Below are 14,188 nucleotides of genomic sequence, written 5' to 3' on the forward strand. Positions count from 1 at the left end.
CGAAACCCGGTCGTGTGCGGCGCGTCCGCGCCGCTAGCATCCCGGCATGCCCGACCAGTCGACGTCCCAGCCCGTACGCCCGCTCCCGCCCCGACCCGCGCACTTGCCCGCGTACCCGCCCGCGTACCCGCCCAGGCCCCGGCCCGGCGACCGGATCGCGATCGTCTCGCCGGGCTTCGCCGGGCCGGGCGCCTTCCCGCTCCCGTACGAGCTCGGACTGCGCCGCCTGCGCGAGGAGTTCGGCCTCGAACCCGTCGAGTACCCGACCACCCGCAAGCTCGGCGCCACCCCCGCCGAGCGCGCCGCCGACCTGCACGCCGCGTTCGCCGATCCGACGGTCACCGCCGTGATGGCCAGCATCGGCGGCGACGACCAGCTCACCGTCGTCCCGCACCTCGACGCCGAACTGCTCCGGGCCCACCCCAAGCCGTACTTCGGCTACAGCGACAACACCAACCTGCTCGACTTCCTGCACCGCCAGGGCATCGTCTCCTACCACGGCGCCGCCCTGATGACCCAGCTCGGCCGGCCCGTCGCCGTCCACCCGCTCACCGCCGCCTCGCTGCGCGCCGCGCTCTTCGACGGCGGCACGTACGAGCTCACCGCCGCCACCGACACCAGCACCGCCAACGGCCGCTGGGAGGACCCGGAGACCTTCACCCGCGAGCCCGCCACCGAGCCCGCCACCGGCTGGCACTGGCACCGCCCCGACCGCGTCGTCGAAGGCCCCAGCTGGGGCGGCAACCTGGAGATCCTGCACTGGATGGCCGCCGCCGACCGGCTGCGCCCGGCCGAGGCGTACGCCGGCGGCGTGCTGCTGATCGAGACCTCCGAGGAACTGCCCAGCGGCACCGAGGTGTTCCGGATCCTGCGCAACCTCGGCGAGCGCGGCCTGCTCCGGCAGTTCCCCGCCGTCCTGGTCGGCCGCGCCATGGCCTGGAGCTTCGAACACCCCCACGACGCCGCCGCCCGCGCCCACTACCGCGCCGAACAGCGCGCCGCCGTCCTCCGCGCCCTGGCGGCCTACGCCCCCGAGGCGACCGCCGTCTTCGACGTCGACTTCGGCCACACCGAACCGCAGCTCGTCATCCCCTACGGCGGCCTGGTCCGCGTCGACGGGCCGGCCCGCCGGATCACCGTCACCTACTGAGGGGAAAGGGCCAAGAGGGGACGCTCACCCCGGCCGACCGCCGCCCGGCGGGCCACCGGGGGCAGCGCCAGGGCCGCCGCCGCGAACACCGCGGCCAGCGACGCCCAGCCCGCGGTGCCGTGCGGCAGGACGAGGACGGTCAGGGCGGCCGGGGCGAGCGCCTGGCCGAGGGCGACACCAGTGTGCAGGACGCCCTGGTACGCGCCGTGCGCGTGCTCGGGCGCCAGCCCGTACGACAGGGCCCAGCTGCCCGCCTGCGACAGCACCTCGCCCGCCGTCAGCAGCACCACCGCGCCGACCAGCACCGCGACCGCCACCCCCGGCGTCCGCCCGGCCGCCCCCGCCAGGGCCAGGCAGGCCGCGCCCACCAGCAGCCCGCCGCGCCGGAACGAGCGGGCCGCCCCCGCCAGCCCCGCCACCCGGCGGGCCGCCGCCACCTGCGCCAGCGCGACCAGCGCCGTGTTGGCCAGCAGCAGCCAGCCCGTCACCGCCGGACCGGCCGCCGTGTGGCCGAGCGTCCACAGCGGCAGCCCCACCTCCAGCACCACGTACAGCGTGTTCACCACCGCGTTCAGCGCCGCCACCCCCAGGAACGGCACGTCCCGCAGCGGCCGCGCCGCCCCCGGACCGGCCGCGCCCCCGGCCGGCGCCGCCCCCGTCGGCACCGCCCGCAGCGGCAGCAGCGCCAGCAGGTACGCCGCCGCGCTCGCGCACACCGCCGCCCGCAGCCCGACCCGGCCGCCGTGCGCCGTCACCAGCGCGCCGAGCGCGGCGCCCGCCCCGATCCCGACGTTGTTCAGCGCCCGCAGCACGGCCAGCGCCCGGGTCCGCGACCCGGCCGGCAGCGCGTGCGCGTACAGCGTCGACCTGGCCACCCCGTTCGCCCGGGACGCCGTGCCCGTCACGCACACCAGCACCACGAACAGCCACAGCGACCCCGCGCACGCGAACACCGCCGTCGCCGCCGCCTGCACCACGTGCACCACCACCAGCACCGGCTTCGCCCCCCACCGGTCGCACAGCCGCCCCACCGGCAGCGCCGCCGGCACCCCGCACAGGCCCGCCGCCGTCAGCGCCGCGCCCACCACCCCCGCCGAGAACCCCAGCCCGCGGGTGAACCAGAGCGCCCCCACCGTCAGGAACAACCCGTTGCCCACCGCGTTGACCAGCAGCAACGCGGCCAACCGGCGGACCACCGGGGAGCGCGAGGGAGGAGGGGACAGCGGGGGAGAAGAAGGGGACAGCGGCGGGGAAGTGGTCACTGCGTTCATGCCGGACAGCACACCCCCGGGCCGTTCGGACCGGAACCGATTTACCCTGGCGGTCAATGATCCGCTTCCGGCTCCGCCTCGCCGACCTCGCCGCCACCTCCTTCGGGTACTCCCCGCTCCAGGAGGCGGTGCTCAGCCTGCGCATGTGGACCCACCACGCCCACCGCTTCCCCGCCCTGCGCCCCGCCTTCGCGGCCCTGCGCCCCGCCTTCGAACGGCTCGACGCGCACCCCCTGCTGACCGCGCTGGTCGCCCGCCGCCGCTACTGGGTCCCCGACCTGCTCACCCCGCGCCCCGCCGTCCCCGCCCCCGCCCTGCGCGACGAACTCGCCGCCCTGCGCGCCACCGACCCCGCCCGGCTGCGCCCCGGCCTCGAACAGACCTTCCACCCGCTCGGCGAACCCGTCCCGCCCGTCCTCGCCGCCGGCCTGCGCCACCCCGACCGGCTGCTCGCCGACCTCGCCGACGCCCTGGAGACCTACTGGCACACCTGCCTCGCCCCGCACTGGTGGCCCCGGGCCCGCACCGTCCTCACCGCCGACCTCGCCCACCGCGCCCGCACCCTCGCCGAAGGCGGCGCCGACGCCCTGTTCCACGGCATCAGCGCACGGCTCTCCTGGGCCGACGACACCCTCACCATCCGCCGCGGCGGCCCCTGGCCGTCCACCCCCGACGACATCCCCGTCGACGGCCGCCGCCTGCTGCTCACCCCCAGCTGCTTCGCCGACGGCGTCTCCACCATGCTCGACCGCGACGCCCCGCCGCACATCGTCTACGCCACCCGCGGCCTCGCCACCCTCGCCGAACGGCCCCCGCCACCCGCCCCGCAGGCCCTCACCGGCCTGCTCGGCGCCACCCGCGCCCGCCTGCTGGTGCTGCTCGCCGACGACGGCCCCGCCACCACCACCGAACTCGCCCACCGCCTCGCCGTCACCCCCGCCGCCGTCAGCCGCCACCTCACCGCGCTGCGCACCGCCGCCCTGCTCGAACGCACCCGGCACGGCCGGCACGTCCACTACCGCCCCACCCCGCTCGGCGCCGCCCTGCGACACGGCGAACCGCACCCCTGACGCCCCCGGCGCCGGAGCTCCGGTGACCCCGGAGCCAGTGCCGGACCACCCCGGCGGGCGGCTGCCGGCGACCGGGGCGGGCGGGCTCGGGCCGGTCGCCGCCGGGGCGGGGCTGAGCCCGGCGGTCGGCGGCGGGGCGCTGCTGTTCGCGCGCAACCGCCTTCGGCGGCGCGGGCGTTGAGCGGGATCACTGGCCCTGGAGGTGCCAGCCGATGGTGCCGGCCGGCGGCGGGTCGGGCTCCAGGCCCTTGTGCAGGGTGACGGCGAAGGCGGTGAACAGCCCCGCCGCCAGCAGCACGGTCACGATCAGCAGCCCGGTCGTTCCGACGGACTCGTCCGCGCGCAGGACCCGGCTCGGACGGCGCGGCCGGTAGCGGATCGCCACGACGTCGCCCTCGACCAGGTGGCGGGCGGCCAGTTGGGCCCGGTGCGCGGCGCCGTCGGGGGTGTGGAACTCGACGATCGCCCGGCGCTGGGCCCGCCGGTTGTCGCGGGCGGGACGCACGAACGTCCGCAGGCAGCGCGCCCGCGCGGTCACCCCCTCGGCGGCCCACCGCCGCCCCCGCCGCAGCACGGCGGGAACACCCGCCGCCAGCAGGGCCGTTCCGGCCGTACCCGTGACCCCCGCCGCCACCAGCATCGCCGTGTAGGCCATCGATGCCGCCCCTCCCGTTCCCACCCGTACCCCGGCCACCGGGGCCGTCCAAGTGTGCGGCCCCGGAGGCCGGCGGACGAGGGGCCGGGGGAGGTCGGGACGCGCCCGTGACACGGCGGTGACTCCGCCGGGACGGGCGGCGCGGCACCGGGAGCTCGGGCGGTCAGGTTCCGACGCCCGGGAACCGCGGCACCGGCAGTACCGTCGGCACCGGCAGCGCGGCCGGTGCCGAGGCCGACCGCACCGGGATGCCCACACGACAACTCACGTCGCGGCCAAGGACATTCACGACGATACCCAGGGCGACAGGGAAGCCGGCGCCGGCACCGGACGGCCGCCGCCGGCGAGGAACGCACCCGCCGGACGACCCCGGGCCCGCCCGCGGCCGCCGCGCCGTCCGAAACCGCGCCCCGGACGCCCGCGCGCCTCCCGGGACCCGGCCTGGCCCGCCCGCCCGGGGACCACGTATCGTGGCCGGGATCGGAGCGTGGTGGGGGACACCACGGCGTACAGGCACGACGTCGCGCGGGCGACGGACGGGGGCGGTGACCGAACGGTGGCTGACGTGGCATCGACGAGTGGCGGCGGCCCGGTGGACACCGACCCGGAGGAGACGGTCAAACTCCCCCCGAGCGCGTCCGCCCCGGAACAGGCGCCCCCCGTGCTGGAGAAGACGCTCGAAATCCCGCCCGGAGCCGACCCGTTCGCCACCTCCATCAACCTGGTGGTCCCGGACGCCGCGCTCGGCGCCACCCGCACCATCCCGCTGCCCACGCCCACGCCCACCCCCGCCGGCGGCACCCCGCTGCCGCCGCCCGCCGCCCCGCCCGTCGCGGCCCCGCCCGCCCAGGCCACCGGCTGGACCGGCGCCTTCCAGATCGCGCCCGCCGAACCCCGGCCCGGCACCGGGCACGCGCCCGCCGTCCCGCCGGCCGTTCCGCCGGTGGTGGTGCCCGCGCCGCACGGCGCGCACGCCGCGCCCGTCGCGCACGGCATCGGCGGCGGCCTGCGCGGACGCGTCCTGGTCATCGAGGGCGGTTACGGCGGCGGCCGCCGCTGGGGGCGCGGCGGTGTCGGGCAGCCCTCGGTGCTCTCCGCCGCGCTGGCCGGCGTCGCCCCCCAGGTGCTGCTCTCCGCCGACCAGGTCGACGCCGTCCACCTGCCCGGCGCCAGCGACCCGCAGACCGTGCTGGCCCACCTGCGCGCCGCCGCCCGCCATCCCGGCCCGCTGCTGATCCACCTCGGCGGCCACCTGATCACCGACCGGCGCGGCGAACAGCTCTACCTCTCGCTGCGCGAGAACAAGCCCTCCGAGAGCCTGCCCTGGTCCGCCGTCGCCAACGAACTCCGGCACCGCGGAACCGAGTTGGACACCCTGGTGATCGGCGACCTGAGCGCCGACCAGGTGGTCTGGCCCGGGCTCGCCGCCACCGCCGGACAGCAACTCTCCGACGGCGTACCGCTCTGGGCGATCGTCAACCACGACCCCGACCAACTCGGCACCTTCACCCGGGCGTTGATCGAGACCCTGCACCGCGGCCGCCCCGGCGCCGAGCAGTTCCTCACCCCCGAACTCGTCCGCCAGCAGGTCCATTCGGTGCTGCGCCCCGACACCGTCGCGATCGCCGCCCACCCCGCCGACCGGCCCTACTTCCGCAACACCGCCCGGCAGATCGGCACCGGCGAACCGGCGGCCCTGGCCGCCCCCCTGGCCGCCGCCCCGGCGCGCGCCGAGAACGGCCCGCCGCCGGCCGCCGCCGCGCCCGAGCCCACCCGGCCCCGGCTCGCCCCCGGCTGGACGCCGCGCGGCCTGGTCTCGCTGCGCAAGGCCGGCGTCCCGGCCACCCCGCCGCGCCGGAAGATGATCGTCTCGCTGGTCAAGGGCGAGCCGATGGTCCCCGCGGACGCGCTCGCCGCCACCGGCACCATCCCGCTGGTCCAGCCCGGCTCGTCCGCCGCCCCCGCCGTCTCCGGCGCCGCCGCTGCCGCCGTGCGGGTGCCGTTGGAGAAGCCGGGGACGGACGCCCCGCCGCCCCGGGTCGAGCTCGGCAAGGGCGGGAGCGCGGTGGCCGATCCGCTCGCCGCGACCGTCCCGCTCGACAAGCCGACCGCTCCCGCTGCTCCCGCCGCCGTTGCCGCGTCGCTGCTCGAACGCGCCCCCGAGCCGGAGCCGGCCCCCCGGCACGACCCGCTCGCCGCCACCGCCCCGCTGCCTGGCCCGGACGCCGTCGCGGCGACCGTCCCGCTCGGCAAGCCCGCCGCCGTACGGCTCGGCAAGCCCGGCAGCGTCCCGCTCGGCAAGCCGGCGGCGCAGGCCCCGGCGGCGGAGGCCGCGCCCGCCGCGCCCGCCGGGTCGGCGGTCGACCAGGTGCCGCCGCAGGAGTACCTGGAGGCGATCGGGGAGATCGTCCGCAGCGCCGAGGCGGGCGACCACGGCACCGCGTCGGCGCTCGCCCTCGCGCTCGAAGAGAAGGCCGTCGGCGCGTACGGGGAGCAGGCGACCGTCGTGCTACAGGTCCGCCAGGTCCGCGCGCACGTCAGCCGGGTCGGCGGGCGTCCCGCCGTCGCCGCCGAGCTCTACCGCGAGGTCGCCGCGGCGCTGCTGCGCACCGACGGTCCCGAGCACCCCGAGACCCAGCGCGCCGTCACCAACGCCGAAGCCTGCTGGCGCGCCGTCAAGGACACCGCGGAGGCGATCCGGATCGCCCCCGACATCATCGAGCTGCGCGCCCACCTGCCCGGCCCCGACAACCGCAAACTCCGGGCCGCCGAACGCTACTTGCGCCAGCTCGCGGAGGCCCGGGCGTAACCCGGGGCGCGCGCCCGGCCGGGCGGCGGGGCCGGCGTTCGGCGGGGTGTGCGCTCGCGGGAGGTTCCCCTCTGCGGTGTCGGCCGTTCCCGGGGCTGCCCGGGGGCGTGCTCCGGGTGCGTGCTCCGGGTGTGTTCAGGGGGTGAGCAGCCGCCAGGCCCCCTCGGAGACGACCTCGACGGTGCCGTCGACGACCCTGAGGGCCGTCTCGTCGTCGATCGCGTAGCCCGGGCAGGGGAGCCGGGCGGCCCAGGCGATCGCGTCGGCCGTGCTGTTCTCCGGGCAGTCCGGGTGGTCGAGGTGCGGGAAGACCGCGAAGTCGACCACGCCCAGGGCCGTGTCGCCGCCCGTCGGCGGCGTCCAGTCGACGAACTCCTCGCCGACCCAGGGAGCCATCACCATGCTGCCCGCGCTGACGCCGACGACGACCGCTTCCAGCGAGGGCAGCAGCTCCGCCAGCCCGGACTCGCGCATCCAGTGAGCGAGGTAGAGCGAGTCGCCGCCGCTCAGCAGCAGGGCGTCGGCCTCCTCGACCCAGGGGAGCCAGCGTTCGCGCCCGACGCTGGGCAGTGCGGTGAGCTCCAGCACGCCCAGGGACTTCCAGCCCAACTCGGCCAGCGGCGTCCTGCTCCGCCCGGAGGCCACCCGCCACGCCGCGGCCGGCCCGCCCATCGGGTGCACCGCGGTGGGGACGACGAGCGCGTTCGCCTCGGAGAGCGGCCTGCCGAGGAGGTCGACCAGCGCGCCGCGGATGCTCTCGTTGGTGACGCCCGCGGAGGTGAGGAGGAGCTTCATGGTGCCCTTTCGCGAAGGCTGCGAAGGCTGCGAAGGCCGTGAAGACCGTGGAAGCCGTGGAAGCTGCGTCGGCCGCGACGGCCTGGCGGCCCGGTGGGAATGCCGGACCGCCACGCTAGCTCCCCGCACCGACAGCGCGGCGGGGCCGTCAGGTTGCCTAGCGCGCGCCGCCGTTGACGTACAGCGTCTGGCCGCTGACGTACGAGGCCTCCTCGCTGGCCAGGAAGGCGACCACGGCGGCGACCTCCTCGGGGCGGCCGACGCGGCGCAGCGGGGTGCGGGCGGCGACCTCGGCCTGGTGGTCCTCGGGGGTGGCGCCGACGCGTTCGGCGGTCGCGGCGGTCATCGAGGTGGCGATGTAGCCGGGCGCGACGGCGTTCACGTTGACGTTGTAGGGGCCGAGTTCGATGGCCAGGGTGGCGGTGAGGCCCTGGATGCCGGCCTTGGCCGCCGCGTAGTTGGCCTGGCCGCGGTTGCCGAGCGCGGAGCGCGAGCTGAGCGAGACGATCTTGCCGTACTTCTGGGCGACGAAGTACCGCTGGGCGACGTGCGCGCAGTTGTAGGCGCTGGTCAGATTGACCGCGAGGACGGTGTCCCAGTCCTGCTTGGGCATCTTGAAGAACAGGTTGTCGCGGGTGATCCCGGCGTTGTTGACCAGGATGTGCACCCCGCCCAACTCCTCGGCCACGGCGGCGAACACGGCCTCCACCGCGTCGTAGTCCGCCACGTCGCAGCCGAACCCGCGCGCTCGGCCGCCGGCCGCCGTGATCTCCTTGACGGTGCCCTCGGCGCGCTCCGCCGTGAGGTCGACCACGGCGACCGCCGCGCCCTCCGCGGCCAGCAGCCGGGCCGTCGCCGCGCCGATGCCCTGCGCGGCCCCGGTCACCACCGCCACCTTGCCGTCGAACCTGCCCATCGTCGCACTCCTGTTCTGATGATCCGTCATGTCAATGGGTGGAGAAGGGAGTTCAGTCACGCTCGACCAGGACGGCGGAGCCCTGGCCGACGCCGACGCACATGGTGGCCAGGCCGCGGCGGGCGCCGGTGCGGCGCATCCGGTGCAGCAGGGTGGTGAGGATCCGGGCGCCGGAGCAGCCCAGCGGGTGGCCGAGCGCGATCGCCCCGCCGGAGGGGTTGACCAGCTCCGGGTCGAGGCCCAACTCGCGGACGGAGGCCAGCGCCTGGGCGGCGAACGCCTCGTTGAACTCGGCGCTCTCCAGGTCGGCGAGCTTCCAGCCGGAGCGCTCCAGCACCCGCCGGGTGGCCGGCACCGGGCCGATGCCCATCACGTCCGGGTGGACGCCCGCCGAGGCGCCCGCGACGTACCGGCCGAGCGGCTCCAACTCCAGCTCGGCCAGCGCCCGTTCGCTGACCAGCAGCAGCGCGGCCGCGCCGTCGTTCATCGGCGAGGCGTTGCCCGCGGTGACCGTCCCGCCGGGCCGGAACACCGGCTTCAGGGCGGCCAGCTTCTCGGCGGTGGTGTCGGGCCGGATCGACTCGTCGCGGTCGACCACCACTCCGTCCGGCCTTGCCACGGGCAGAAGTTCGGCGTCGAAGTGCCCCGACTCCCTTGCGGCGGCGGCCAGTCGGTGGCTGCGCAGGGCGAACTCGTCCTGGGCGGCGCGGTCGACGCCGTAGCGGGCGGCGACCTCCTCGGCGGTCTCGCCCATCGACAGGACGCCGTGCAGCTCGCGCATCCGCGGGTTGGTCATCCGCCAGCCGAGCCGGGTGTCGAAGGTCTCCATCCGGTGCGGCAGCGCCTCGTCCGGGCGGGGCAGCACGAACGGGGCGCGGCTCATCGACTCGCAGCCGCCCGCGACGACGACGTCCGCCTCGCCGGAGCCGATCGCCCGGGCGGCCGTGGTGACGGCCTCCATCCCGGACGCGCAGAGCCGGTTGACGGTCGCGCCCGGCACGCTGTCCGGCAGCCCGGCCAGCAGGACGGCCATCCGGGCCGGGTTGCGGTTGTCCTCGCCGGCCTGGTTGGCGGCGCCCCAGTACACGTCGTCGATCCGCGCCGGGTCCAGCGCGGGGACCCCGGCGAGCAGCCCGCGCAGCACGGCCGCCGACAGGTCGTCGGGCCGGACGGCGGACAGCGCGCCGCGCAGCCGCCCGATCGGGGTGCGGCGGGCGGCGGCGATGAAGACCGGAAGCACTTCGGCGGGCTCCTTGTCGTGAGGGTGGAGGGAGGGGAGGCGGGGGCGGGTGGGGGTGGGTCAGAAGGCGTTGACGCCGGTCAGCGCCCGCCCGATCAGCAGTTTGTGGATCTGGCTGGTGCCCTCGTACAGGGTCATCACCCGGGCGTCGCGCAGGTACTTGCCGACCGGGTACTCGTCGATGAATCCGTAGCCGCCGAACACCTGCAGCGCGTTGTTGGCGCAGCGCACCGCCGCCTCCGAGGCGAACAGCTTGGCGACGGACGACTCGGCGGCGAACGGCAGCCCCCGGTCGATCAGGTCGGCGACCCGCCAGGTCAGCAGCCGGGCCGCGTCCACGTCGACGGCGATGTCGGCGAGCAGTTCCTGTACCAACTGGTGGGCGGCGATGGGCTTTCCGAACTGCTCGCGCTCCCCGGCGTAGCGCACCGCCGCGTCCAGCGACGCCTGCGCGATGCCCACGCAGCCCGCCGCGACCGACATCCGGCCCTTGGCGAGGGCGGCCATCGCGACCGCGAAGCCCCCGCCCTCCGCGCCCAGCCGGGCGCCGTCCGGCACCCGGACCCGGTCCAGCACCAGCTCGGCGGTGGCCTGCCCGCGCAGCCCCAACTTGCCGTGCACCAGCCGCCGTTCGAAGCCGGGCGCGTCGGTGGGCACCAGGAAGGCGGTCACCCCGCGGTGCCCCGGGCCGCCGGTGCGGGCGAAGACCAGGGCGACGTCCGCCCACGTCCCGTTGGTGATGAACATCTTCGTGCCGGAGAGCAGCCAGCCGTCGCCGTCCCGCTCGGCCCGGGTGGTCAGGTTCGCCGCGTCCGACCCGGTGCCGGGCTCGGTCAGCGCGAAGCAGCCCAGCGCCTCGCCCGCGCACAGCCGGGGCAGCCAGGCGCGCTTCTGCGCCTCGGTGCCGAACGCGTTCACCGACTTGGCGACCAGCCCCAGCGAGACCGACACCACGCCGCGCACCGAGGAGTCGCCGCGTCCCAGCTCCTCCAGCACCAGGCAGTACGCCAGGTGGTCGCCGCCGCTGCCGCCGTACTCCTCGGGCAGGGTCAGACCGAGGAAGCCCAGGTCGCCGAGCTTCCCGACGACGCCCAGGTCGATCGACTCGGCCCGGTCCCACTGCGCCGCGAACGGCGCGATCTCGCGGTCGGTGAACGCGGCCGCCAACTCCCGTACGGCGGCCTGCTCCTCGGTCAGTTCCAGATCCACGCGGCGACACCCCGAACACTCGGTACCCACTCGGCGATCCGGCGCCGCCGATGAACCAGCCGTTAAACCAGTCGTTAAACTAGCAGTGCAAGTTTTACGGTGACTGTAACCCGCCCGGGCCGGACACGGAAGAGCACCCGCCGGACCACCCCCGACCGCCTGCGACAATGACCCGGACCCAGCCAGCCCGCGCGCCCCAGGAGGCGGAGATCGCCCGGCCCCGCACCCCCCTGCTCAGCCGCGACCGCATCATCACCGCCGCGCTCGCCCTGATCGACGCCGAAGGGCTGCCCGCCCTCTCCACCCGCCGGCTGGCCGCCGAACTCTCGGTCAGCGGACCCTCGCTGTACAACCACTTCGCCACCAAGGACGACCTGCTCGACGCCGTCGTCGACAGTGTGATGGGCGAGGTCGACCTCACCGTCTTCGACGCGCCGGACGACTGGCGCACCGCCCTGCGCGCCTGGGCCCGCTCCTACCGCGCCGCCCTGGCCGCCCACCCCCACCTGGTGCCCGTCCTCGCCCAGGGCCCCGGCCGCCGCCCGCACGCGCTGCGCCTCGCCGACGCCGTCTTCGGCTGCCTGGTCGAGGCCGGCTGGCCGCGCGGCCAGGCCACCCGGATCGGCGCCCTGATGCGCTACTTCGTCACCGGCTCCGCGCTCGGCTCCTTCGCCGCCGGGTTCCCCGACGACGCCGCGCTCTACGACGCCGCCGACTACCCCCACCTCGGCGACGCCCACCGCCTCGCCGAACACCGCCGGGCCGTCGACGAGGGCGCCTTCGAGACCGGTCTCGACGCCCTCCTCGACGGCCTGGAACTGCGCTACCGCCGCCTGCCGGGCTGAGCCCGGCTCACGCCTCCTCGTGGTCGCGGCAGCCCCCGACGCATGCCGCGGGCTCCGGCAGCGTCCAGTCGAACGGCAGGAAGTCCATCGCCGCCTGCGAGTCCGCGACCAGCTCCGGCAGGCCCGCCGGGCGGCGCAGCAGACAGCGGTGGCGCAGCAGTTCCTCGGCCTCGGCCCGGGTCAGCCCCTCCACCCGGTGGTGGTTCGACAGCCGGTCGGGGTCGCGCACCACGTTCAGCCGGTCGCCGTCCGCCGTCCGGAAGTCCATCCGGAGGTTGGTGCCCCACTGCGAGTTCGACCCCCAGCCGTGCGACAGGTCGACCGGCGGCCGCCCGCGCCGTCGGAACGCCCAGTACATCGGTGAGGCGTCCGCCCAGCCCGGCTCGGCCACCCGGGCGCCCGCCCGGACCCGCACGCCCGCCCGGACGAACAGCAGCTCCCCGAAGGTGAACCCCGGCCAGAGCACGTCCAGCAGCTCGATCGGCGCGTCCGGGTCCTCGGCGGGCACCAGTTCGGCGATCTCGTGCAGGAACGGGTCGAAGCCGCCCTTCGCGCCGGTCCCGGTCATCCCGAGCCGGGTGAAGAACGCCCGGTACCCCGCCAGGTCCAGGCCCAGCCGGGTCCCGTCCCGGGCCGGTCCGTCGCCGTACGGCGGCTGGAACTCCGTGGCGAGCGCGTCCGCGGTCCGGCTGAGCGCGTACAGCTCCTCCGCCAGCGTCCGCCGCTCGTCCTCGGGCTGAGCGGTGAACGTGTCGTACGCGGCCGCCGCCGCCAGCCGCTCCGGATAGCCGGGCAGCGCCTGTGCGGCCCAGCCGTCCAGTACCGCCGCCGTCGTGCCCTCGCCGCCCATCCACATCAGCGCCTCGTACAACTCCCGTCCCGCGCCCAGCGGTTCGGACCCGGAGGTCGGGAACAGCGCCTTGCGCAGCGCCCGCCGCAGCTCGGCGGCCGGGTCGCCCGCGTGGTACGGGTGCTCGCTGGGCTCGATGCCGTCCAGGAACTCCTGGTAGCGCAGCGCGAAGTGCACGTGCACCAGTGGTGCGGCGATCTCCAGGGCCTGTTCGGGGCGGCTGTCCGGGGCGAGTTCGCGCCAGGCCGCCGCCCAGCGGGCCCGGACGTCCGCCCAGCGCTCGGGGGAGAGGAACGGCTGCGGCCGCAGCCCGTCCAGGGCCGGGTGGCCCCAGGCCGCGTCCGAGAAGTCCAGGACGGTCGCCCGCCCGCCGTCGAACCGCCAGTTGCCCGGGTGGAAGTCGCCGTGCACCACCGTCAACGGCAGCCCGCAGCCGTCGAGTTGCTCCGCCAGCTCGGGCAGGTGATCGGCCAGCCGCCGGGCCTGCGCGTACTCCGCCGCCGACAGCTCCGGGCGCAGCCGCTCCAGCAGCGCCGGGAAGCGCGCCGCCAGCGCGGCCGGCGAGCAGTCCGCCAGCCCGTCCGGGCCGTCCACCGCCGACGCCGCCTGCGCGGCCGCCCAGCGGTCGACGGCGCTCAGCATGCCGTCCTCCGGCACGCCCCAGCAGTCCGCGCCCGGCACGTCCGCGAGCAGCGCGCGCCGCCCGTCCGAGGCCAATACCCTTGGCGTAAGACCCGGTTGGACCGCCTCGACCCGGGTGATCACCGCCGCCTCCGGCACCGCGAACGGCGGCGTGCTCTTCAGCCAGACCGGGCCGTCGGCGGTCGGGAACCGCGACAGCGCCGACAGGTTCCAGCTCCGCACCTGCTCCACCGGGCCGGTCCTCGGGCGGCCGAGCTTCGCCAACTCGCCGTCCGCCCAAGCCCATTCGCCCGCCAGACCGTCCGCCCGCGCCCAGTCCAGCCGCAGCGGGTGCCCGGCGTCGTCCGAGCGTCCGACCGGCGCCAATACGCCGGTCGGACGCTCGGACGCCACCGCCAGGTACACCACCTCGCCGCCCCGGCCGCCCTCGCCGCCCGCCACCGACAGCAGCCGCAGCACCGCCAGTGGCACCCCCGCCAGCCGGGAGGCCGCCGCGGCCACCTCCCCGATCTGCGCCCAGTACGGCGACTCGGCCGCGATCGGCCCCACCGCCCCGACGCGCTCGCCCCGCCACTCGACCACGACGGTCGCCGTCCGCTGTTCAGTCATCTGCACCGGGGCATTCTCCGGACCGGGCAGGGGGCCCGCCACCGAATATCGGACGGCCCGCCGCACCCCACCGCCCGTTCGCCCGTCCGGGGGCCCGGCCGTGACCACGGAGCCCCCCGGGGAGTTC

12 protein-coding genes are annotated in these 14,188 nt (G+C 76.5%); 5 read left to right on the forward strand and 7 right to left on the reverse strand.

Going from position 1 to position 14,188, the window contains the following annotated elements; translation table 11 throughout:
• Positions 1 to 46 precede the first annotated feature (46 nt).
• On the forward strand, positions 47 to 1,150 hold the full coding sequence (locus KSE_RS31835) for a S66 family peptidase (RefSeq protein WP_014139496.1): 1,104 nt from the start codon (positions 47 to 49) through the stop codon (positions 1,148 to 1,150).
• On the opposite strand, the gene KSE_RS31840 is transcribed toward KSE_RS31835, so the two are convergent.
• A complete protein-coding gene (locus tag KSE_RS31840) occupies positions 1,144 to 2,421 on the reverse strand; it encodes an MFS transporter (RefSeq protein WP_014139497.1) in 1,278 nt (425 codons plus the stop codon). The genes KSE_RS31835 and KSE_RS31840 overlap by 7 nt on opposite strands.
• 56 nt (positions 2,422 to 2,477) lie before the next feature.
• Here KSE_RS31840 and KSE_RS31845 point away from each other — a divergent pair, with 56 nt between their 5' ends.
• Both KSE_RS31845 and KSE_RS43085 read left to right on the forward strand, forming a co-directional pair.
• Positions 2,478 to 3,491: an ArsR/SmtB family transcription factor gene (locus KSE_RS31845; protein ID WP_014139498.1), complete on the forward strand. Its 1,014-nt coding sequence runs from the start codon at positions 2,478 to 2,480 to the stop codon at positions 3,489 to 3,491.
• 22 nt (positions 3,492 to 3,513) lie between these two features.
• On the forward strand, positions 3,514 to 3,672 hold the full coding sequence (locus KSE_RS43085; protein ID WP_014139499.1) for a hypothetical protein: 159 nt from the start codon (positions 3,514 to 3,516) through the stop codon (positions 3,670 to 3,672).
• A gap of 6 nt (positions 3,673 to 3,678) precedes the next feature.
• Here KSE_RS43085 and KSE_RS31850 read toward each other — a convergent pair whose 3' ends face one another.
• Positions 3,679 to 4,146 (reverse strand): DUF3592 domain-containing protein, encoded by a 468-nt coding sequence (locus KSE_RS31850; RefSeq protein ID WP_014139500.1) that lies wholly within the window; start codon positions 4,144 to 4,146, stop codon positions 3,679 to 3,681.
• Positions 4,147 to 4,711: 565 nt separating this feature from the next.
• Here KSE_RS31850 and KSE_RS38975 point away from each other — a divergent pair.
• Positions 4,712 to 6,955 (forward strand): hypothetical protein, encoded by a 2,244-nt coding sequence (locus tag KSE_RS38975; protein ID WP_148283187.1) that lies wholly within the window; start codon positions 4,712 to 4,714, stop codon positions 6,953 to 6,955.
• Between the two features lie 135 nt (positions 6,956 to 7,090).
• Here KSE_RS38975 and KSE_RS31860 read toward each other — a convergent pair whose 3' ends face one another.
• From KSE_RS31860 to KSE_RS31875, 4 genes are all read right to left on the reverse strand, one after another.
• On the reverse strand, positions 7,091 to 7,750 hold the full coding sequence (locus tag KSE_RS31860; protein ID WP_014139502.1) for a Type 1 glutamine amidotransferase-like domain-containing protein: 660 nt from the start codon (positions 7,748 to 7,750) through the stop codon (positions 7,091 to 7,093).
• A 157-nt stretch (positions 7,751 to 7,907) separates the two neighbouring features.
• Positions 7,908 to 8,666 carry a 3-oxoacyl-ACP reductase FabG gene (fabG, locus tag KSE_RS31865; RefSeq protein WP_014139503.1) on the reverse strand — a complete coding sequence of 253 codons (759 nt, stop codon included), beginning with the start codon at positions 8,664 to 8,666 and terminating at the stop codon, positions 7,908 to 7,910.
• Between the two features lie 52 nt (positions 8,667 to 8,718).
• Positions 8,719 to 9,906 (reverse strand): thiolase family protein, encoded by a 1,188-nt coding sequence (locus tag KSE_RS31870; protein ID WP_014139504.1) that lies wholly within the window; start codon positions 9,904 to 9,906, stop codon positions 8,719 to 8,721.
• A 60-nt stretch (positions 9,907 to 9,966) separates the two neighbouring features.
• Positions 9,967 to 11,115, reverse strand: a complete 1,149-nt coding sequence (locus KSE_RS31875; protein WP_014139505.1) for an acyl-CoA dehydrogenase family protein — start codon at positions 11,113 to 11,115, stop codon at positions 9,967 to 9,969.
• Positions 11,116 to 11,324: 209 nt separating this feature from the next.
• Between KSE_RS31875 and KSE_RS31880 the strand changes: the two genes are divergently transcribed.
• Positions 11,325 to 11,960, forward strand: a complete 636-nt coding sequence (locus KSE_RS31880) for a TetR/AcrR family transcriptional regulator (RefSeq protein ID WP_033259217.1) — start codon at positions 11,325 to 11,327, stop codon at positions 11,958 to 11,960.
• Positions 11,961 to 11,967: 7 nt separating this feature from the next.
• On the opposite strand, the gene KSE_RS39420 is transcribed toward KSE_RS31880, so the two are convergent.
• Positions 11,968 to 14,061: an aminoglycoside phosphotransferase family protein gene (locus tag KSE_RS39420; protein ID WP_014139507.1), complete on the reverse strand. Its 2,094-nt coding sequence runs from the start codon at positions 14,059 to 14,061 to the stop codon at positions 11,968 to 11,970.
• Positions 14,062 to 14,188 lie beyond the last annotated feature (127 nt).

Source organism: Kitasatospora setae KM-6054 (assembly GCF_000269985.1).
GTDB lineage: Bacteria > Actinomycetota > Actinomycetes > Streptomycetales > Streptomycetaceae > Kitasatospora > Kitasatospora setae.